The organism is Pseudomonas sp. R5(2019) (genome assembly GCF_009905435.1).
Classification (GTDB): Bacteria; Pseudomonadota; Gammaproteobacteria; order Pseudomonadales; family Pseudomonadaceae; genus Aquipseudomonas.
Genome location: NZ_JAAAMT010000074.1, coordinates 1 through 20,616, shown reverse-complemented (window position 1 = coordinate 20,616; position 20,616 = coordinate 1). Strand labels below are relative to the sequence as shown.

The window sequence follows — 20,616 nt, the reverse complement described above, 5'->3', positions numbered from 1 at the left end:
CGCGATGGGCTGCGCAGCGGCCCCGGCGATTCTGAAATCACCTGCACTTGCTGGCTCAATCGCAGATACCAATGGCCTCAGGGGCCGCTGCGCGGCCCATCGCGGCCAGGTCCGCTCCTACATGGATCTCGCCTTAGGGCATTGGCCGATGCCCCCTTTCCTGGCATACAGAGACGGGTGATGAACAGAATATTGGGGTTGGCGCTAGCGATAACGGTCGGATGGATGGCGGGTTGTGCAACACGACCGCAAGACAGCCTTGACGTCACGCTGAACCCGTCGACCTACAACTCCGGGAAAATCGCCCAGGCGTCATTGACTGCGGCCGGCGACGAAACCAGTATTTCACTGATCGTCGGCGGCGTGCCGAACGGCACCGTGCGCCCCGTCCACCTGTACACCTATATCTACCCCGGTTCCTGCGAGAAGCCGGGCCCGCAACCGGCCTATGAAATGAACCAGACGGTCGGTACGGACCTGAAATCGATGCCACCCTGGCAGATGTGGAAGCGCGCTCCGGTACCCCTCAGCCAGCTACGCTCCGGCGCGTACGCGCTGGTGGTGCGCGCAGCGCCGATGGATGGCAACCGCGACCTGTTCTGCGGCAACATCCAGTGATTGCAGGCCCTCAGTAAGCGGCCGGCAGACTATTGAGGCGGGCGTCGCCGGGCTGGCCGAGCACGCAAGAGGTGCCACCCGGCGTATACATCATCGCCACGCAGCGGTTGCATGAGGTGCACAGCGAGTCGCGGCAGGTGCCAGCGGCCAGTTTGTTGACATAATCGGGCTCAGCGATCAGTACCCGGCCCAGAGCCACGGCGTCGAAGCCCTCGGCCAGTACCTGCTCGATGCCTGACAAACTCTTCACACCCCCCAGATACGCCAGCGGCATCTGCACGGCGGCACGCACCTTGCGCGCGTGTTCGAGCAAATACAACTCACGGAAATCCACCTTGGGCTCGGTCAGCCCCTGGATCATCATCGCCGCGGCGATGATCGGGTTGCTCGCCGTGACGCGGTTTTCCTTGGGAAACGACGAGCCGAACATGGTGGTGATCGACTCTACGTTCATCCCCGCACTCAGGACCAGCAGGTGTGCGCCTTCGCGTTCGAGGATACGGGCAATGGCCGCACCATCCTCGGCGTTGTTGCCGGCCCGCACGCCATCGGTGATGCTGTACTTGCACACCACCGCCATGTCCTTGCCCACCGCATCCAGCACCTGGCGCAACACCATGGCGGGAAAGCGCAGGCGATTGTCCAGGGCGCCGCCGTACTGATCGCGACGCTTGTTGTACAACGGCGAAATGAACTGGCTGAGCAGGTAGCCGTGGCCCAGGTGCAACTCCACTGCATCGAACCCGGCCTCACGGGCCAGGCGCGCGCTACTCACGAACTGGCTGGCGACTTGCTGCATGTCGGCCTCGGTCATGGCCTGCTTGGTGAACATGCCACTCATCAGGCCGACCTTGTTGAAGCCGCCGCTGGCCGACAAGGGTCTGCGCGTGCTTCGTTCACGAATGAAGGTGAAACAACCACCGTGGGTAATCTGCGCCGAAGCGGCAGCGCCGTGTCGGTGCACGGCATCGGTCAGCACCCGCAAGTGCGGTTGCGAGTGCCGACCGAGCACGATTTGCCCCGGCAACGTGCGGCCATCGGCAGACACCGCACAGTACGCCAGGGTGATCATGGCGGTGCCACCGGCGGCTATCGACTCGTGGAACTTGACCAGTTGTTTGCTGGGCACGCCCTCCGGCGCCATGCCTTCGTTGGTGGCCGACTTGATAAAGCGGTTGCGCAGGGTCACCGGGCCGATGGTCAGAGGGCTGAACGGTGAAACGGGCAGGTCTTGATCGCGGTTCATCATAAGCTCTCAGTAGGTGTACTTGGCGTTGAATGACAGGTAATCGCGATCCGCCAGGGTGCGGCCCTGGACGATATCCGGCGAACTGAGGTAGCCGACATAGGTCAAGCCGACCTGGAAGTTGCCCAGGTACTTGAAGTCCGCACCCAACGTTATGCGTTTTTCGGCACGGCCCAGGCCCTGATAGGCACTGCCATCGACGTTCTGCGTCCATACCGCGCGGGTGGTCAAGTCCCAGCCGTTGACCACCGAGGGATAGTCGAAGTAGGCGCCGACACCCAGCAGGGTCGAACCTCGGGTCTGTGCCTTGGATTCAAAGTCATTGAAGGTGCCATCCACGCCTGGCCCGCCGCCGGTGATGGTGACGTCGTCCACACCCTCGATATGCTGATGCACCACCTCCCCCAGCAATGTGGTCTGGTGGGCGATGAAGCTTGGGCCAAGAATGTACACAGCGTTGAGGTTGCCCTGCAGCAACTGGCCGCGGGCTGGCGCGCCATTGTTCAGGTACACCGAAGCACCATCGCGGTAACTCAGGTCACCGGCAACTTGCACGGCGTCGCCAAGCTTGGAGCTGAAGCTGATACCGGTCAGCTCAACATCGTCGAAATAGCCCAGCTTGTACGAGGGGGCGTCGGCCGTGCTCGCATGCTTGCCGATGCTTTTGAGCGAGGAGTACTGGGTTTGTCCGGTGAAATCGAAGAACAACGCCCCGACACGTTCGTGGTAGCGATAGTGGAACAGGCCGATCTCGGTACTCTCGGTCAGCCGGTACCGGGTGCCCAGGCCCCACTGGCCGCTGTCGCCTGGCTCGACCTGGCCGGCATAGTTCACGCCGGTGAAGGTCTTGTCCGGCAGCGTATCGATCACCCCGGCACTCAAGCGGAAGAACTCGGCGCCCGGGCCGAAGAAGTCGCTGCCGAAGTAATCGCCCACCGGGTTGAGGTCGGTTTTCTCCCAGTCGTACTGGTAGAACGCGAGCAGCGTCAGGTCATCGTTCAGCGACCAGGAGGCCGAGACCTGTCCCACCGGCAGGTAGGCGTCCTTGGCTTCGGTACCCGGCACGTTGAACTTGGTGGCATCCACGGGCGCCTGGCCCTGGCTGATGTTCGGCCAGAACAGGCTCTCGCCCCAGGCCACCAGATGGCGCCCGGCCTTGAGTGACAGGTACTGGTCGCCGAAGATGTCGAAATTGCCGTAGACATAAGCGTCGAGCAGGCGTGCCTTGCTGCCGCTGCGCCGGCGGGTGTCACTGGTAAAGCCGTCATGGCGGCCGATCTTGTTCACGGTGCCCGGCGAATCGTTGGCGTTGCGGTTGTGGTAGACATCGTCATAGAAGCCACTGCCGCGCAGCACACCACCGAGATTGTCATGCTTGAGCAGCAGTTCGCCAAACAGGCTGACCCGGTTGTTGATCAGCGAGCCACGCTTGAAATTGCGCGTGCCGTCATCATGGTTGAGGTCGTTGAGGTACTGGTGCGCCTGCTTGGCGGTCCGCATCGACGCGGTGTAGTTGACTGTCAGTGACGAGTCCAGCGTGGTGTTCTCGCCCAGTTGGAAGCTTGGCCCGGCCACGGCCGACCCTCCTGCCATGGCCACCGCCAGGCTCAACAGACAAGGCGTCCATTGTTTGCCCGCTCCCTGATGAACATTGTTTTGCAGCCTGCGCATACCCCACTCCCTATTATTATTTTTCCATCGCCAGGCATTGACCCCGACGCATACCGGCCTGCCCGCAATCAAGGGCTGTAGCGGTTGGGTCAGTGTGGAAAGCGGCACATGCCGTCGCATCATCCGTTTGGCTTAGTCCACACCGCTTAGGTGTGAATGGGGAACCGGACAGGCAAAAACGTTGCGTCTGTCCGTGCTCGCCAGAGTGCCTGGACGCCGACCGTCTGAGCCGCCCTGCCCTTTAGGTCTCCTCACGCAGAAGAGGCGATTGCCGATTCTGCGTGTTGCTCCAGCACACAAAAAACAATGGAGAGTGAAATGCAAACTACCCAGCGCAGCATCGGACCCTGGTCGCAGTCGTGGTACTGGCGATTGCCCTCACGGATGCAGGGATCGGAGCGATGTTTCTCTTACCTGCCGCTGCTGGGGATTCTGACCATCCTGCTGCCTTCCACCAAAGGGGTCTGAGCGGCATACGCCTGTAGGAGCACGGCTTGCCGGCGATAGCGGCCCAAAGATCGCTATCGCCGGCAAGCCGTGCTCCTACCCGTAAGCGATGTGCATTTACGCGGCGCGCTCAAGGGCATCCAGCAAGTCGAGCGTAACCGCCGTCACTGGCAGTCATCGTCCATGGATGCGGATGTTGAACCCATAGCAAAACATCTCACTCATAACTGCCTGAACAACGCTGCTGCGACGATGCCTGCCGCGATCGCGGGTAGAGGTTTTTTGACCAGCAGCATGACGCTGGCGGTAGTTAACAAGGCCAGTCGTGCACCGTTGTCACCCGCCACCGCCAGGGGAGCAAGAACGGCCACCAACACCGACCCCGACATGGCGCTGATGAATTGCTGTACCCGATAATTGATGGGTACGAATGACATCACAAAAATACCGCCCCAACGCGTTGCCAGGGTGACCGCTGCCATGATCAACACAATGATGAGGGCGCCGAAGCCGGTGGTTTCAATGCTCAATTTTTTTCTCCGTCCACAACGCGCCGAGCATGCCGCCGGCCACCGCCCCCGCAACGACATGACTGTTATCCGGCAGGTACCAATAAGCACCGAGTGATGAGCAGGCAGCGACGATCCAGATCAGTAACATACGCAGGTTTTTCTGCCCGCCGATCACCATGGCCAGCAGGAAGCAGCCCATGACCATGTCCAGCCCCAGGCTCACCGGATCATGAATCGCACTGCCAAAATACAGGCCCATCCAGCTGCCTAAAGCCCATGCTGCCCACAGCGCAATGCCGCCACCGAATAGAAGTCCCAGGCCCGGCTCACCGCGACTGAATGCCTGCATGGACATTGCCCAGTTGGCATCCGAGACAACCAACATCACGCCATAACGTTTTGCACGCGGCAGATCGCGCAGCCATGGATACAACGTCGCCCCCATCAACAAGTGCCGAGCATTGATGGCAAAGACGGTGATCACCAGCGGAACAAGGGGGACTTGCTCTCCCCACTGATCGAGCACGGCAAACTGCGCTGCTCCAGCAAACACCAGGGTGCTCATCATGACAATCGAAGCGTCATCCAGGCCTGTCTGTGCAGCCGCAAGACCAAAGGCCACCCCAAAGACAATGACGAACAAAGAAATGGGTAATAGCTGTTTGAAGCCACCCCACACATCATTGAGCTCCAACCTGGATGAGCTCGTATCAACGGATAACAAAATATAACCTCCTCTATTTGGCGGTTGCACTATCCCCCAGACAAGGCCACCCGAAAAGCGCATAATTTTCCTGGGTGCTATTTGATTCTCGAATACATGGGAGCGTTATGAACCCGCAGGACCTCCATGCGGATGCACAGACCGCTTTTCACGGGGACGAATTGACCGGCCGCATCCGCCTTGGGGTTCCGGATGACTATGCAGCCAAGTACCTGACGCCTGCGCTCAAACGCTTTGCGCCACGCCATGGCGCAGTTGACATTGAACTGGACTGCGAGCAATCGACCTCGCTGATCCCTCGTATTGAGCGCGGTGACCTCGATCTGGCCTTGCAAGGACGCCAATACCGAGTGGTTTATAACAGCTCAAGCCTGGCCGGCCAGATAGCCGCAGTTGAAAGCGGCCTGGCTGTCGCTGTCTTGACCCGATGCAGCGCACCGGAGCATTTCGAAATCCTGGGTTCTGAACACGGGCTGGGGCCGCTCGAACCGATGGAAGTTGCGGTTTACCGCAGCCGTGCGTCCCAGGGGTCGAAGCCCGTAGATAGCCTGCACAGTCTGCTGATCAAGACGCTGAGAATTTCAGCGTCAACCTGAAACATCGGTCTGAAACAATGTAGGAGCACGGCTTGCCGGCGATGGCGATCTTTCGGCCGCTATCGCCGGCAAGCCGTGCTCCTACAACAGCAAACAGCGGCGTTCCACCATTCGTCGCCTATTAATAAATACCGCCAAATACGTGACAGTGTTTGGCGCAGGTATTGCACAGTCCGGCCGCGCGGCCCCAGAACGACATAATCCTGACGCGGCAGCGATCACCATTAATGATTAAGGACTCCAGCACTAAGCTTGGCGAGTCACCGGAGAGGCAACGTGTCAGATCTCAATGAAATAGCGGCGAACCACGCGAGAATGGCCAATGCAGTGGTAGCAGGGTCGACCGAGCCAAGTGAGCGACAACCGCAAATAGTGGGAAGTTTCGAAGTGCCATCGATTGATGCGCAACAACACTTGCCACGGCCGGCGGTCGTTACTTTTCACTTGGCGCCGGCGTTTGGCTAAGCTGACTAATTGAACATTGGCAGTCAAAGGGTAACTCCCAAAGGAGATTACTATGTACGCCGTTATAAGAACCTACTCGGGTGTTGGAGCAAAGCAGCTTTTCGATGTTTTGCAAGAGAAGAAGGCCGATGTCGAGGCTGCCCTGCGCAACGTCTCGGGCCTGGTCAGCTACACGCTGTTGGCCAGTGGTGATGGCGGCATGTCGGTGACTGTGTGTACCGACAAGGCCGGCACGGATGAGAGCGTGAAAGTCGCGCGCGACTGGATTTCGAAAAACGCCTCGAATATCCAGGCGAACCCGCCGGTCATCACGGTAGGTCCGGTGATTGTGCAGATCAACTAGCCTGCCCTGTCAATCGATCTCGGATGAATACCAGCATGCACGATCCCTTCAATCTTCTTCGTTTCGTCGAAGCCCAGCGCCCGGTCTTTACCCGCGTCATGGAAGAGTTGCGGGCCGGGCGCAAGACCAGTCACTGGATGTGGTTTATCTTCCCGCAATTGGAAGGGCTCGGGCACAGCGAAATAGCCGAACGCTTTGCCATTTCCGGTGCAGCCGAAGCCCGGGCCTATCTGCAGCATGAAGTGCTCGGGCCAAGGCTTGAGGAAAGCGTTGCGGCCATCCTGCAACACAGCGACAAGAGTGCACTGCAAATTCTTGGCCGCACGGACGATCTGAAGCTGCGCTCCTGCCTCACCCTGTTCGCCAGCATCAAGCCCGATCACCCCCTGTTCCAGCGGGCCCTCGATCAGTTCTACGGCGGCGAGCCGGACGCCAGGACCCTGGCCCTTCTTGGCCAGTAAACCCCAAGCGAAAAAGAGCAGAAGCACTTGTGGTTGGTCAATCCAACGCCAGCTAAGATTTCGAAGCGCTCTGGCACTGCCAGGGCGCGATCCCGACCTCACTTCAATCGCGCAATGGGGATGCCAGTCGACGTCTCCTTCCATTTGGATTTCTGAGAGCAACAGCATGGCAAAGGCAGCAGATGTAGTAGTGCAGTGTCTTGAAAACGAAGGCGTGCAGTACGTCTTCGGGATTCCCGGCGAGGAAAACCTCGACTTGCTGGAATCCCTGCGCAAATCGCAGATCAAGCTGATCCTCACCCGGCACGAGCAGTCCGCCGGTTTCATGGCCGCCACCTACGGTCGCCTGACCGGCAAGACCGGTGTCAGCCTGTCGACGCTGGGTCCGGGCGCGACCAACCTGGTGACCGCCGGCGCCTATGCGTATCTGGGCGGCATGCCGATGCTGATGATCACCGGGCAGAAGCCGATCAAGAAGTCCAAGCAAGGCCGCTTCCAGATTCTCGATGTGGTCGGCATGATGCAGCCGCTGACCAAGTACACCCATCAGCTGGCCTCCGCTGACAATATTCCGTCGCGCGTTCGCGAGGCCTTTCGCCTGGCTGAAGAAGAAAAACCCGGCGCCGTGCACCTGGAACTGCCCGAAGACATCGCCGCCGAGCAAACCGACAGCCTGCCGATCCCGCCGAGCCTGCATCGTCGCCCGCTGGCTGAGCACAAGGCGATTGCTGCCGCCGTCGAGAAGCTTCACACCGCTCGCAGCCCGATTCTGGTGATCGGTGCTGGCGCCAACCGCAAGATGACCGCCAAGGTCCTCAAGCAACTGATCGACAAGACCGGTATCCCGTTCGTCACCACGCAGATGGGCAAGGGCGTGGTCGATGAACGCCATCCGCGCTTTATCGGCAACGCCGCATTGTCCTCCGGTGACTTCGTCCACCGCGCCGTCGAGGCCGCCGACCTGATCGTCAACATCGGCCACGACGTCATTGAAAAGCCGCCCTTCTTCATGGTTCGCGGCGGTACCGAAGTCATCCATGTCAACTTCCGTTCCGCCGAGGTGGATCCGGTGTACTTCCCGCAGATCGAGGTGATCGGCGACATCGCCAACGCGGTCTGGCAGATCGGCGAAGCCTTGTCCGACACCTCGCATTGGGATTTCACCCGCCTGATGGCCATCCGCGAGGCCAACGAAGCGCAGATCATTGAAGGCGCCGACGACGAGCGCTTCCCGATCTACCCGCAACGCCTGGTCGCCGATGTGCGCCGCGCCCTGCCGTCCAATGGCATCGTCGCCCTGGACAACGGCATCTACAAGATCTGGTTCGCCCGCAACTACAAGGCGCACATGCCAAACACCGTGCTGCTGGACAATGCCCTGGCAACCATGGGCGCCGGCCTGCCGTCGGCGATGGCCTCGCACCTGGTCTACCCGGATCGACCGATTGTCGCGGTGTGCGGTGATGGCGGCTTCATGATGAACAGCCAGGAACTGGAAACCGCCGTGCGCCTGAAGATGAACCTCACGGTCATCATCCTGCGCGACGACGGCTACGGCATGATCCGCTGGAAGCAGTCGAACATGGGCTTCACCGACTTCGGCCTGGACTATGGCAACCCGGACTTCGTCCAGTATGCCCAGGCCTATGGCGCCCAGGGCCACCGCGTCGAAAGCGCCGAAGGTTTCCTGCCGCTGCTGGAGCAGTGCCTGAAGACCCCTGGCGTCCATGTGATCGACTGCCCGGTCGATTATTCCGAGAACGACCGGATCCTCAACATCGAACTGCGTGAGCGCAGTCTGGCGGTCTGAGGTTTGAAATGAGCTGACCCGCGCCGGGCCCTGGGGGCTTGGCGCGGGTGCGCTGCGTGGCACTAAGGAGCGCCCCAGCAGCTCATTGCTCACGCCAACTCACTGGCCTTGATGTTGGCAATAGGCCCCAGAATCGACGGTTCCAATTCGCGAAAGCCACGGCCGTCGACCAGTCGCACGGGGAAGTCCGGATTGGCCAGTGCAGCCTTGCCCAAGGCAATGATATTGGCACCCTCCCGGATGGCCTGCTCTGCATGGTGAAGGTGATGCAGACCGCCGTTGGCAATCACAGGCACTGGGTCTGCATAGCGACGAGCGAGGGCTACCAGGGTGGCATCACCGCCATCGTACGCAGGCTTCCAGGCTTCGAATTCAGTGACGTGGATAAAGTCCACTTCGGCGTCCGCCAAAGCCCCGAAGATAACCTCGGCGGCCGCCTCGCCCTCTGGCCATTTGTGTTGGTAATCATTGACCTTGCCTTGCGAGATCCGAACACCCACTGCAGCGTTTCCGACAGCTGTCCTCACCGCCTTTACCACCTCCAGCATCAGACCGAGCCGCTGACGTACATCGCCACCCCATCGGTCGTTGCGCTGATTGGTGTAACCCGTGAGGAACTGGTCGAGCAGGTAACCATTCGCGCCATGGATCTCGATTCCGTCGAATCCCGCCACGTCAACGGCTCGCTTGGCCGCTTGGGCAAAACCATCGATAGCATCGGCGATGTCTTCATCGGTCATGGCCTGTGGCATGGGGTATTGGCCACTGCCGTAATAAAACGGCATTTGTGTGCCCTTGGGTCGCACCGCGGAGGGTGCGGCGCTGCCCCCGATGAAACGGTTGCCCTGATTGAGCGCTCCCGCATGCATCAGTTGCGCAAACACCCTCGATGGGTGGCTGTGGATACGGTCGGTCACTGCTCGCCAAGCCATGGCCTGCGCGTGGTCAGCAATACCCGGCTGGCAGGGATAGCCCTGAGAAAACTTTCGATCGGTATAGATGCCTTCGGTGATGACCAACCCGAAGCCGCCCTTGGCAAACCGCTCGTAATAGCGAGCCATCTGCTCAGTGGCATTGCCATCTTCTGTCGCGCTGACACGCGTCATCGGCGCTACTGCAAACCTGTTCTTGAGCTGAATGTTGCCAATATCAAAAGGCGTTAAAATCGGGTGACCAGGCGTAAGCATCCAGGAAGTCCTCATGGGGATTGAAGGATTGCCAAGATACATGCGCTGATCAACCTGCAGAAGGCGCCCTGCGCAGTAAGCCGGCGTAACGAAAATGGATATAAATGATGCAGATTCCCGAGGTCGAGGTGTTTGTTGCCATCGCTGCCAGCGACAGTCTTTCCGGGGCTGCGCGTCGGCTTGGTCTGTCAGCGATGGCGGTGTCCAGGCGGTTGGCGTCCCTGGAACGTGAGTTGGCCGTCAGGCTGGTACATCGAACGACACGTTCGATTTCGCTGACGCCGGAGGGAGAGGCGTTTCTGCCCTATGCCAGGACCATGATCGAGGCTGAGGAGGCGGCCCGCGCCACCTTGCGGACCCATGCCGGCACTGCAAGCGGTGTCTTGAAGATCACCGCGCCCACCGTGTTCGGCCAGGCGGTGATCATGCCCTTGATTCCAACGCTGCTTGATGAACACCCCGCCTTGCAGGTGGACCTCACCCTTTCTGACAGCATCGTGGACATCGTCAGCCTGGGTATCGATGTTGCAATCCGCATCGCGACGCTGCGCGATTCAACCTTGGTGGCTCGCGCACTGGCGCCTAACCCCCGCGTCATCTGCGCCAGCCCCGATTACTTGGATCGCTTCGGAACGCCTTCGTCGCTTGAGGCGTTGAAGCAGCACAAATGCATTGCCTTGCATGGAATGCCTTACTGGCCCTTCGTACAGGGACCGGAGCGTATTGCGATGCGTGCCGAGGCGGCATTTTCAGCCAACAGCGTCGAGGCGGTACGAACGGCGAGCAAGCAGGGGTTGGGCCTGGCCATGCTGACGTACTGGGATATTCGCAACGAATTGCTGGAGGGGAGCCTTACACGCGTTGAGCTCAGTGACGCGGTGGCCGAAGCGCTTGCTATCAGCGCGATACTGCCGACCCGTCAGCATGTGCCTTATCGGGTGCGTGCCTTCCTTGAAAAACTCGAAGTGGCGCTTGCCGCCGGTGCTTGATGGCGGCTCGATAAAAAACCTTATTGACGGATCCAGGCTGTATTGGCCATCGATTGCTGCATACACTGCATCAATGAACTGCAAGCGGACCGCCTTGTTCGATCACAGGCCAGTTCCCATACTCGGGCACACAGTTGAAGCGCCTTACAGTGAGGAGATGAACATGGTGTCTGCGATCCGGTTTAGCCAAGTGGGCAAGCCTGAAGTCCTGAACGTCGAGCGCATGAGCGATCAGTCGCCGGGGCCTGGTGAGGTGTGGCTGCAACACGAAGCCATTGGCGTCAACTTTCTCGATGTCACCCAACGTAATGGCGCCGTTCGCGTGCCCCTTCCTTCCGGCCTGGGGCTCGAAGGCGCCGGTCGCGTGGTCACCGTGGGGGCCGGCGTGACTAACGTTCGTGCCGGTGATCGCGTGGCTTATGCGACAGGCCCCGTGGGTGCATACGCAACGGCCCGGCTCTTTCCGGCAGAACGGCTGGTCAACATTCCGGACCCGCTCACGTTCGATGATGCCGCCGCTGTGATGTTCAAGGGCATCACGGCGCATTATCTGCTCAAAAGCACCTATCCCGTCGGGCCAGGCACGACGATGCTGCTGTACGGCGTGGCCGGCGGTTTAGGCGCAATCATGGCGCAATGGGCAAAGCATTTGGGGGCTTTCGTGATCGGTGTGGTTTCAAGGCCCGCCAGTGTCGAAAAAGCTTACGCGCTGGGATGCGAAGCAGTGCTGGTCTTCGATCCGAACACCCTGGCGGCGGAAGTTACCCGTATTACCGACGGAAAAAAGGTGGATGTGGTCTATGACCCGATTGGCCGTATCTCCTTCGAGGCATCGTTGGATAGCTTACGGCCACGTGGCCTTATGGTGTCCTTTGGCACATCATCCGGAGCCCCCTCCCCCGTGGAGCTGGCGACACTGAACGCCAAAGGCTCGCTATTTCTGACGCGCCCTTCGCTGGCTGCCCATACGGCCAGCGTGGCTGAATACCAGGAACGAGCCCGGGACGTATTGGCGGCGGTAGAGGCCGGTATCATCACGCCCCGTATCTGGGGCAGCTATTCACTGGCGGACGCAGCATTGGCGCACGCCGACCTGGAATCCGGACGCTCATCGGGGGCAATCATTCTAAAGCCATGAATCTTGATGTTCTGGACAATCAGCACAGCGACGAGATCGCTGCTTTCCTGGCCGTCGCCGCACAGGGCTCGTTCGTGGCGGCCGGCCGGTTATTGCAGCGCCACCCCACGGTTATCTCCAAGCGACTGGCGGCGATGGAAAAGCGCCTGGGCGTTCGACTTGTCGAGCGCTCCACCCGACAGGTGCGAATCACCGACGTCGGCGCCAGCCTCGAGCAGCGCCTGCGCGCCGCCATCGGGCTGATCGCTGAAGCCGAACAGCAGGCCAGCTCGGGGGCCGCCGAAGTTCGTGGGGTATTGCGCCTGGCACTGCCGGCAGCCATGGGGCGACTCTGGCTCGGCCCTATGCTGCCGGAGTTCCTCAAGGCTTATCCGCATGTCTCGATCATCGCCGACTATAGCGAGCGACTGGTTGACATCATCGATGAAGGGTTCGACGCCGCCATCCGGATTGGCGAGCTGGAAGACAACCGGTTAATCGCGAAGAAGCTCTGCGATCACCGGCGAATCTTGTGCGCCTCCCCTGCCTACCTCGAACGCCACGGTTTACCGACGACCCCGCAGGATCTCAGCGAACACAATTGCCTGCGCTTCAGTGGGCTGGCGTCCTTTCCGCACTGGCGATTGCATTGCGGCGACCGCCAGCACACCGTCGTGCCCAAGGGCACATTGACGGCCAATGACAGCGAGTCACTGCTTGCCGCAGCCCGCGCCGACGTGGGAATCCTGGGCGCCGGCGAGTGGTTGATGAGCCGCGACATTGCCGAAGGGCAGCTGATACGCGTGTTTCCCGATTGGCAACTGGATACCACGGGCGGGGTTTATCTGGTCAGGCCTTCGGCCAAGTTTCCAGCGGCGACGGTCATGGCCTTCAAGGCATGGATTGAGTCCAGGTTTGACCATGGGCCGCCGTGGGTAGCAGCACGGCTTGCCGCAATGCCAATCAGTTAAGGACCGGAGCACAGACGTCCATGTAGGAGCGGCGGTCCGGCGTCCCGGCCTGGCCGCGATGGGCCGCGCAGCGGCCCCTTGGGCCTGTGACATCGGCGAATCAGCTTGTGAGTGCCGGCGGTTTCAGAATCGCCGGGGCCGCTTCGCAGCCCATCGCGGCCGGGTCCGCTCCTACAGGTGTTGCGTCGTTCAATTGCTTAACTGACTGGCATTACGGCATGCCGACGATAGCGATTTTTCCACCATGGGGGCCAGCATTCAACCGGTCAACGCTCCAGTGCCGCTTCGATCGCAGCGATGTCGATCTTCTTCATCCCCATCATCGCTTCAAACGCGCGCTTGGCCACCGCTCGATCAGGATGGGTGTAGGCGGCTGTCAGGATGCGCGGTGTGATCTGCCACGACAGTCCCCACTTGTCCTTGCACCAGCCGCATTCGCTTTCCTCGCCGCCATTGCCGACAATCGCATTCCACAAGCGGTCAGTTTCGGCTTGATCGTCCGTCGCAACCTGGAACGAGAAAGCCTCGTTGTGCTTGAACGCCGGCCCCCCGTTCAGCCCCAGACAGGGGATGCCCATGACCGTGAACTCGACCGTCAGGACATCGCCCTCTTTGCCCGCGGGATAGTCGCCAGGCGCGCGGTGGACAGGGCAGGTCCCACAGTGCTGTCCGGGAACGTCGCGGCGTAAAACGTCGCAGCGTCCAGTGCGGTGCCGTCGTACCAGAGACAAATCGTGTTTTTGCTGATCATCTTGGTTCTCCAAAATTTGGACTGGTACGTGCATTCTAGTCGCTCAGGCAGTCGGACTACTCCGTCGGGCAAAAGAGGTCGCAAGGACGTCAGATGAACACAGAAGACACCGCCAAAAAAAGCAAGGGATACCGGCGCATCATTCCTTCGATGACCGCGCTGCTGGTGTTCGAAGCGGTCGCTCGGTTGAACAGTTTCACCCAGGCCGCACGAGAGCTGGGGGTTACCCAGGCGGCGGTGAGCAAGCAGGTCAAGATGCTCGAAGAGAACCTTGGCACCCAGCTCTTTCATCGACTGCATCGGGACATTCGCTTGACCGGTGAAGGCAGCGCGCTGTTTGCCGTGGTTTCAAAATCCATGCAGCAGATCGCCCGTGTGTTCGACACCATCAGCGAAGGCAGTGCCGAGCAAGAGCTGGTGCTTGTTACTACCGCAGCGTTCTCTCAACTGAGGGTCATGCCCAGGCTCGCGGCTTTGCGCGCCGCTCTGCCGAATGTGCAACTGCGCCTGGCGACTCAGATGTTCACGGGCGACCTGCGCAATCACGATATCGACCTTGCCGTGCGCTATGGCAATGGCAAATGGGAAGACGGCCACTCGATGCTGCTCTTCCATGAAGAGATATTTCCAGTTTGCTCACCGGCCTGGCTGGCCAGCCATCCAGAGCCGTCATCCCTGGAGGATCTGTTTCAGGCCGACCTGATCGATTCGGATGTCACCACCGAAGGCTGGATGAATTGGCAGAGCTGGTTCAAAGAGCAGGCTCAGTCCCCTCCCCGGCTGCATTACAGCCTGCGCTGCAACCTGTACAGCGACACCATCCAGGCGGCGTTGCACGGTCATGGTGTCGCGTTGGGCTGGGGACGACTGCTCGATCACCTGCTGGCCTCTGGTGAGCTGGTGCGGTTGACGCCGTTCGTGGTCAAGCCCAAAGACGCCTATTACGTGGTATTGCCCGCCGGAAGAGCCGCGACACCCACCCTGCTGAGGCTGGTCGAATGGTTGCGCGACGAGCGCTCGGATACCCGTCCTTGAACTCGGGACAACACGATTTCTTGCATAACTCCAGGTAATGCGAAGTGTAAAATTAGGCGCATTGACGCTCTTTCCAGGCGTTCGGATACTGCGAGCCAGAACCCTCGTAATGTCCTGAAAAGTGCCTGAGGAAAACAATGAAAATTGCGCCTGTTAAAAGCCACCGTGAACTGGTCGCCTACCGTCAGCCGGGCCATGGCATGAACGGCGAGTTATTTGGCCGAAGCGATATCTTCGATACGGACGTGGACATCTTTTTTACCCAACATTGGATATTGGCAGGTGTCACCGCAGACATTGCCGAACCGGGCGATGTGTCCACCCTCGATATTGGCAAGTCTTCGATCATCCTGGTACGCGACGATGACGATCAGGTCAGGGCTTATCGCAATGTCTGCCGCCACCGCGGGGCGCGGTTGAAGGAGGCCGGCAAGTCGACGGTCGGCAGGCTGGTCTGCCCCTATCACCAGTGGACTTATGACCTGGACGGCAGCCTCAAGCACGCGGCGCATATGGGCAAGGACTTTGACCCCAAATGCCGCAGCCTTATTCCCGTGCATACCAACGTTATCGGGACTCATATTTTCGTGTGCCTGAACGATAACCCGCCGGACGATATTTCGGTGATGGAACAGCACATGACAGCGCGCTTTGCCGATTACAACTTGCCCTTCACCAGGATCGCCCACGAATCCGAAATCATCGAGAACGGTAACTGGAAGTTGGTCATTGAAAACAACCGCGAATGTTATCACTGCGCCGGCACGCATCCGGAACTGACGGCGTCGTTTCTACCGGAGGATTTCGGCTTTTGCACGGAGGGGTTGGGCGAAGAATCTCTACAGGCATTGGACGCGTATTTCACGCGCAATGCCAACCACCAGAAAGATTGGGAACGTGAAGGCTACATCTGCGCCGCCGTCGAATATCTCGATGAAGAGGCCGTCACCCAGTTCCGGACTCAGCGGCTGGTCATCGCGGGCAAGGGCGAATCACAGACGCTGAGCACCCAGGTCGCCTGCACAAAGCTTTTCGGCGACCTGAAGCGCCGTGACCTGGGCGATATGCATCTGTGGACCCACAACTCCTGGACTCACGTGATGAGCGATCACGCGGTGATCTCCTACATCATTCCGCTGGCGCCCGACAAAACACGGGTGCGCACCAAATGGCTGGTGCACGCCGACGCGGTGGAAGGCGTTGACTACGATCTGCAGACACTGACCGAAGTCTGGGCAGCAACCAATCAGCAGGACGCAAGGCTGGTGGGCATCACCCACGCCGGCACGCAGGATCCGGCCTACGCGCCAGGCCCGTTCTCGGCGTTCACCGAACGTTATGTCGATCAGTTTTCCCGTTGGTATGCAGCGCGTTTATCCGCGCACGGCGTGTGAGGCATGACCATGAGCACCTTTGAAGTCGTCTCTGCCTGCAACGTCGGTGATGCGCAGCGATTCACCGACCCCGATCACTGGGCCGCGTTCGGGACACAGTGGCCGAGCGGTAACACCCAGCAACTTGAGTGCTGCAGCGTGGCAAGCGAAACCCATGACGTGAAGACCTTTACCTTCAGTTGCAGAGACTTCCCTGCCCTGAGCTATGAGCCGGGGCAGTTCATCACGGTTTCGCCGATGATCAACGGGCAGAACCTCTCGCGCTGCTACACACTGTCTTCGTCGCCGACACGGCCGTTCACGTTCTCGATCACGGTCAAGCGAGTACCGGGCGGGGTTGTTTCCAATTGGCTGCATGACAACTTGCGGCCTGGCCTGACCCTCAACGCTACCGGGCCTGCCGGCCACTTCACGCCGGTTGCCGGCCCCGCGCGCAAGTTGCTTTACCTGTCGGCAGGCTCAGGCATCACCCCGTTGATGTCGATGACCCGGGCTGCCATTGATCTGCACGCCGAACTGGACATCGTCTTCGTGCACAGCGCCAGGACCCCTGCGGACATCATCTTCCGTGCCGAGCTGGAGGGGATTGCGAATTCACGGGATGGTGTGCGGGTAGTGTACCTCTGTGAAAGTTGCGCAGACGAACCGGACTGGCAAGGTCCCTCAGGGCGCTTGTCCCTGTCCGAACTCCAGGCGCAAGTACCGGACTTCAAAGAGCGTGAGGTCTTCACCTGCGGCCCTCAGGGCTACATGAACGCAGTAAAAAAGTTGCTGAGCGAGGGCGGCTTCGATCTGGCCCATTATCATCAGGAAAGCTTCGACATCAATGCCACCGACAGTGTCCTGTCCGTGCCGCAAGCGCCAACGGCAGGGCAAGCGCAAGCTACCTTCTCCATCAGGCTTTCACGCTCGGGCAAGGTCTTCAGCATGGCTTCAGACCAGACCCTCCTCGTCGCCGCCAAAAAAGCCGGTGCAATCGTGCCCTCCTCCTGCAGCCAGGGCGTGTGTGGGACCTGCAAGACGGCGGTGCTCGAAGGCACTGTGGAGATGAAGCACAACGGCGGTATCAGGCAACGCGAGATCGATCGGGGCATGCGCCTGTTGTGCTGCAGCCGTCCGACCTCCGATCTGGTCATTGATCTGTAGCACCCTGGCTCTATCGGTCTGAACGGCAGGAGCACGGCTTGCCGGCGATGGCGATCTTTCGGCCGCTATCGCCGGCAAGCCGTGCTCCTACCAGCCAGGCGCAGACTCACGCGCTGGCGTGCCTAGCGCGCCGCCCAGGCATTGAACCGCTCTTCGAGCTCCTCGCCGTGGTCGACCCAAAACTCCGCATCCACCGCCTGGGCCTGGGCCAGGTTGGCCTCGGCGGTCGGCAATTGCTGTTGCACCTGCTCAGGCAGCAGCGCCAGCGCCTGGCGGTGCACCGGGCCGTAGGGGATGTTTTCCGAGAAGACCTTCTGGGTCTGCGGCTGGCTGGCAAACGCAATGAATCGTTCGGCCAGTGCCTTGTTCGGCGTGCCTTTGACCACCGCCCAGTATTCAGGGTCATACAGGCTCTGCGGCCAGACGATGCTGAGGTTCATCCCCTCTTTCTGCGCCGACGCGATACGCCCGTTGTAGGCGGCGGTCATGACCACGTCACCGGCAATCAACCATTGCGCCGGTTGCGCACCGGCCTCCCACCATTGGATGTTCGGCTTGATCTGGTCGAGCTTGGCGAAGGCACGCGTCACGCCCTGGGGAGTCGCGAGCACTTTATAGAGTTGGTCACGCTCGACGCCGTCGGCCAGCAGGGCGATTTCAAGGGTGTACTTGGCGCCTTTGCGCAGGCCGCGCTTGCCCGGAAAATCGGCAATATTCCAGAAGTCGGCCCAGGACGTCGGCGCCTTGGCCAGCTTGTCCTGGTCAAAGGCCATGACCATCGACCAGACGTAAGTCGCCACACCGCATTCGGTCAAGGTCCCCGGCACGAACTGGGCATGGTCGCCAAAGCTTGTGGTGTCCAGCCGCTCGAACAGGCCGGCATCGCAGCCACGCAGCAGTTCCGGGCTTTCGACCTCGACCACATCCCAACTGGTATGGCCGACATCGACCATGGCCTTGATCTTCGACAGCTCGCCGTTGTATTCGCCGGCCACGATGCGTCCCGCACCGCTTTGGTTGAAGGGTTGGAAATAGGCCTTGTCCTGGGCCTGCTTGGTGGCGCCACCAAACGAGATGACGGTCAGGCTCTGGGGCTCGGCGAACACGCCGGTGCACAGCAGGGCCAATGAAAACGGTACGACGCGACGCAAGGAAATGGACATGGAACGCTCCCACAGCTGATTTTTTAATAGGTTGATGCCGGGCAGTGCTGGTCAGAGACCAATAGGGTTCCATCGTGCCGGCCTCTTGGGACCGGCATCGTTATGCGAACAGGCTTTCGTCCGGGAAAGCCGGACCGGCGCGCGGTGGCGAGCAGGTCAGGGTTGCAGGATCAGAGGCGACCGTACTCGCGGGCCGTGCGGTCCACAGCGATACGGGTCTTGTCGACCAACTCGTCGATCTCGGCGCGGCCCGCGACCAGCGCGGGCGCCATGATCATCCGGCCCAGGGTCGAGCGGATGATCAGGCCCTCTTCAAAGCCGATGGTGCGGCAACGCCAGGCCATGTCGTTTTCGTTGGCAAAGCGCTTGCGGGTGGCCTTGTCTTCGGCAAACTGCAAGGCCGCGACCATTCCTGCGCCTTGCACTTCACCGATCAAGGGATGATTGCCGAACACCTCGCGCAGGCAGTTCTGCAAGTACGGCCCGGTGTCCTGCTTGACCTGGGTCACCACGCCTTCGTCACGCAAGGCCTTGAGGTTGGCGATGGCGACCGCCGCCGCCACCGGGTGCCCGGAGTAGGTCAGGCCGTGGGCAAACACCCCGCCCTGTTCCACCAGCACCTCGGCCATGCGCCGCGACAACACCAGGCCGCCCATGGGGATGTAGCCGGAGGTCAGGCCCTTGGCGATCGACAAGGTGTCCGGCTCGAAACCGAAGTGCTGGTGGGCAAACCACTCGCCGGTGCGTCCAAAACCACCGATCACTTCATCAGCGCACAACAGCACGTCGTACTGACGGCAGATCCGCTGGATCTCCGGCCAGTAGCTCTCGGGTGGGAAGATCATCCCGCCGGCGCCCTGGAAGGGTTCGGCAACAAAGGCAGCGACGTTCTCGGCGCCCAGCTCAAGAATTTTCTCCTCCAGCTGGCGTGCGGCGCGCAAGCCGAATTCCGCCGGCGTCAGATCACCTTCGTGGGCGAACCAGTAAGGCTCGTCGATGTGCGCCACATCGGGAATCACCCCGCCCATGTCGTGCATGAACTTCATGCCACCCAGCGCCGTGGCACCGAGGGTCGAGCCGTGATAGCCGTTCCAGCGGCCGATCATGATTTTCTTCTGCGGCTTGTCGAGGATCTGCCAGTAACGGCGCACAGTACGGATCAGCACCTCGTTGGCTTCGGAGCCGGAGTTGGTGTAGATGGCGTGGCTGTAGTGCGCCGGCAACAGGCTGAACAACAACTCGGACAGCTCCACCACCGCCGGGTGCGTGGTGTGGAAGAACATGTTGTAGTACGGCAGCTGCTCCAGCTGGCGGCTGGCGGCGGCGGCCAGGTCCTTGCGACCGTAGCCCAGGTTGGTGCACCACAGGCCCGACATGCCATCGAGGTAGCGCTTGCCGTCGTTGTCCCACAGGGCCAGGCCTTCACCGCGAACGATTACCCGGGGCCCTTCTTCATTGAGGGCTTTCTGGTCGAGGAAGGCGTGAATGTGGTGGGCCGCATCCAGCGCCTGGTAGTCGGCGGTTTCGCGGCTCTTTTCAAATGGCGCGGTCATATCAGTGCTCTCCTTGGGTCTTGGCATTGTCGGCAGCATTGCCCAGCACGCGTTCTAGCGGCTCGGGCTTGAATAAAGGTTTACGCATGACGCATTTGATCCAGACGATGGCGATCAGCGAGACGATCGTCAGGACCAGGCCTGCGTAACCGAAGATCGAGGTGGTCATTTCCGGCGTCGGCGAAACATTCCAGATCGCATACAGCATGCCGGCGATACCGAAGATCTGTGGCAACGGATAAAACGGAGTGCGGAACGGACGCTTGGCCTGCGGATAACGACGACGCAGGGGTGCGACACGAAGTCGCTTACAGAAGTTGTTCCCACTTGGAGGGAACCACCCGTGTCACCGGGTGAATCTAGAAGGCTGAATCAAGAGCGCCTTTGACAATGTAACGAGGCACCGCAAGGTGCGGG

The 20,616-nt window shown here is 60.5% G+C and carries 19 protein-coding genes and 3 pseudogenes; 13 read left to right on the top strand and 9 right to left on the bottom strand.

Annotated features, from left to right (window positions below):
* The first annotated feature begins 180 nt into the window (after positions 1-180).
* The gene (locus GUY40_RS26825; protein WP_166571927.1) at positions 181-618 is read left to right on the top strand and encodes a hypothetical protein; all 438 of its coding nucleotides are present in this window, start codon (positions 181-183) and stop codon (positions 616-618) included.
* A gap of 10 nt (positions 619-628) precedes the next feature.
* On the opposite strand, the gene GUY40_RS26820 is transcribed toward GUY40_RS26825, so the two are convergent.
* Both GUY40_RS26820 and GUY40_RS26815 read right to left on the bottom strand, forming a co-directional pair.
* A complete protein-coding gene (locus GUY40_RS26820; RefSeq protein ID WP_256675886.1) occupies positions 629-1,867 on the bottom strand; it encodes an NADH:flavin oxidoreductase in 1,239 nt (412 codons plus the stop codon).
* 6 nt (positions 1,868-1,873) lie between these two features.
* The gene (locus GUY40_RS26815; RefSeq protein ID WP_166571926.1) at positions 1,874-3,535 is read right to left on the bottom strand and encodes a DUF1302 family protein; all 1,662 of its coding nucleotides are present in this window, start codon (positions 3,533-3,535) and stop codon (positions 1,874-1,876) included.
* A gap of 318 nt (positions 3,536-3,853) precedes the next feature.
* On the opposite strand from GUY40_RS26815, the gene GUY40_RS26810 reads away from it, so the two are divergent.
* Complete coding sequence (locus GUY40_RS26810) at positions 3,854-4,003, top strand: hypothetical protein (protein ID WP_166571925.1); 150 nt, start codon at positions 3,854-3,856, stop codon at positions 4,001-4,003.
* Positions 4,004-4,203: 200 nt separating this feature from the next.
* Here GUY40_RS26810 and GUY40_RS26805 read toward each other — a convergent pair whose 3' ends face one another.
* Both GUY40_RS26805 and GUY40_RS26800 read right to left on the bottom strand, forming a co-directional pair.
* Positions 4,204-4,512 carry an AzlD family protein gene (locus tag GUY40_RS26805; RefSeq protein ID WP_166571924.1) on the bottom strand — a complete coding sequence of 103 codons (309 nt, stop codon included), beginning with the start codon at positions 4,510-4,512 and terminating at the stop codon, positions 4,204-4,206.
* The gene (locus tag GUY40_RS26800) at positions 4,502-5,218 is read right to left on the bottom strand and encodes an AzlC family ABC transporter permease (protein ID WP_256675885.1); all 717 of its coding nucleotides are present in this window, start codon (positions 5,216-5,218) and stop codon (positions 4,502-4,504) included. The genes GUY40_RS26805 and GUY40_RS26800 overlap by 11 nt, the downstream gene beginning before the upstream one ends.
* Positions 5,219-5,337: 119 nt before the next feature.
* On the opposite strand from GUY40_RS26800, the pseudogene GUY40_RS26795 reads away from it, so the two are divergent.
* The 5 genes and pseudogenes from GUY40_RS26795 to GUY40_RS26780 form a co-directional block, all read left to right on the top strand.
* A pseudogene (locus GUY40_RS26795) lies at positions 5,338-5,814 on the top strand (LysR substrate-binding domain-containing protein); the annotation flags it as partial.
* A gap of 276 nt (positions 5,815-6,090) precedes the next feature.
* Positions 6,091-6,279: a hypothetical protein gene (locus tag GUY40_RS28955; RefSeq protein WP_371924971.1), complete on the top strand. Its 189-nt coding sequence runs from the start codon at positions 6,091-6,093 to the stop codon at positions 6,277-6,279.
* Between the two features lie 52 nt (positions 6,280-6,331).
* Positions 6,332-6,622 (top strand): hypothetical protein, encoded by a 291-nt coding sequence (locus GUY40_RS26790; RefSeq protein ID WP_166571922.1) that lies wholly within the window; start codon positions 6,332-6,334, stop codon positions 6,620-6,622.
* A 35-nt stretch (positions 6,623-6,657) separates the two neighbouring features.
* Positions 6,658-7,083 (top strand): DUF1810 domain-containing protein, encoded by a 426-nt coding sequence (locus GUY40_RS26785; protein WP_166571921.1) that lies wholly within the window; start codon positions 6,658-6,660, stop codon positions 7,081-7,083.
* Positions 7,084-7,249: 166 nt separating this feature from the next.
* Positions 7,250-8,893, top strand: a complete 1,644-nt coding sequence (locus GUY40_RS26780) for an acetolactate synthase large subunit (RefSeq protein ID WP_166571920.1) — start codon at positions 7,250-7,252, stop codon at positions 8,891-8,893.
* A gap of 89 nt (positions 8,894-8,982) precedes the next feature.
* On the opposite strand, the gene GUY40_RS26775 is transcribed toward GUY40_RS26780, so the two are convergent.
* Positions 8,983-10,080: an NADH:flavin oxidoreductase gene (locus tag GUY40_RS26775; RefSeq protein ID WP_166571919.1), complete on the bottom strand. Its 1,098-nt coding sequence runs from the start codon at positions 10,078-10,080 to the stop codon at positions 8,983-8,985.
* 107 nt (positions 10,081-10,187) lie between these two features.
* On the opposite strand from GUY40_RS26775, the gene GUY40_RS26770 reads away from it, so the two are divergent.
* From GUY40_RS26770 to GUY40_RS26760, 3 genes are all read left to right on the top strand, one after another.
* Positions 10,188-11,069: a LysR family transcriptional regulator gene (locus GUY40_RS26770; protein ID WP_166571928.1), complete on the top strand. Its 882-nt coding sequence runs from the start codon at positions 10,188-10,190 to the stop codon at positions 11,067-11,069.
* A 163-nt stretch (positions 11,070-11,232) separates the two neighbouring features.
* Positions 11,233-12,207, top strand: a complete 975-nt coding sequence (locus GUY40_RS26765) for a quinone oxidoreductase (protein ID WP_166571918.1) — start codon at positions 11,233-11,235, stop codon at positions 12,205-12,207.
* The gene (locus tag GUY40_RS26760; protein ID WP_166571917.1) at positions 12,204-13,157 is read left to right on the top strand and encodes a LysR family transcriptional regulator; all 954 of its coding nucleotides are present in this window, start codon (positions 12,204-12,206) and stop codon (positions 13,155-13,157) included. The genes GUY40_RS26765 and GUY40_RS26760 overlap by 4 nt, the downstream gene beginning before the upstream one ends.
* 266 nt (positions 13,158-13,423) lie before the next feature.
* Here the strand turns inward: GUY40_RS26760 and GUY40_RS26755 are convergent.
* Positions 13,424-13,908: pseudogene (locus GUY40_RS26755) on the bottom strand (VOC family protein).
* Positions 13,909-14,001: 93 nt separating this feature from the next.
* Here GUY40_RS26755 and GUY40_RS26750 point away from each other — a divergent pair.
* The 3 genes from GUY40_RS26750 to GUY40_RS26740 all read left to right on the top strand — a co-directional run bounded on the left by GUY40_RS26750 (position 14,002) and on the right by GUY40_RS26740 (position 17,483).
* Entirely contained in the window at positions 14,002-14,943 is a 942-nt protein-coding gene (locus tag GUY40_RS26750) for a LysR substrate-binding domain-containing protein (RefSeq protein ID WP_166571916.1), read from the top strand.
* 137 nt (positions 14,944-15,080) lie between these two features.
* Positions 15,081-16,337, top strand: coding sequence for an SRPBCC family protein (locus GUY40_RS26745; RefSeq protein WP_166571915.1), 1,257 nt, complete (start codon positions 15,081-15,083; stop codon positions 16,335-16,337).
* A 9-nt stretch (positions 16,338-16,346) separates the two neighbouring features.
* Positions 16,347-17,483, top strand: a complete 1,137-nt coding sequence (locus tag GUY40_RS26740) for a hybrid-cluster NAD(P)-dependent oxidoreductase (RefSeq protein WP_166571914.1) — start codon at positions 16,347-16,349, stop codon at positions 17,481-17,483.
* Positions 17,484-17,605: 122 nt separating this feature from the next.
* Here GUY40_RS26740 and GUY40_RS26735 read toward each other — a convergent pair whose 3' ends face one another.
* The 3 genes and pseudogenes from GUY40_RS26735 to GUY40_RS26725 form a co-directional block, all read right to left on the bottom strand.
* On the bottom strand, positions 17,606-18,646 hold the full coding sequence (locus GUY40_RS26735) for an ABC transporter substrate-binding protein (protein WP_166571913.1): 1,041 nt from the start codon (positions 18,644-18,646) through the stop codon (positions 17,606-17,608).
* A gap of 170 nt (positions 18,647-18,816) precedes the next feature.
* Positions 18,817-20,199 carry an aspartate aminotransferase family protein gene (locus GUY40_RS26730; protein WP_166571912.1) on the bottom strand — a complete coding sequence of 461 codons (1,383 nt, stop codon included), beginning with the start codon at positions 20,197-20,199 and terminating at the stop codon, positions 18,817-18,819.
* Position 20,200: 1 nt separating this feature from the next.
* Positions 20,201-20,497, bottom strand: a pseudogene (locus GUY40_RS26725) (amino acid transporter); the annotation flags it as partial.
* Positions 20,498-20,616: the final 119 nt, after the last annotated feature.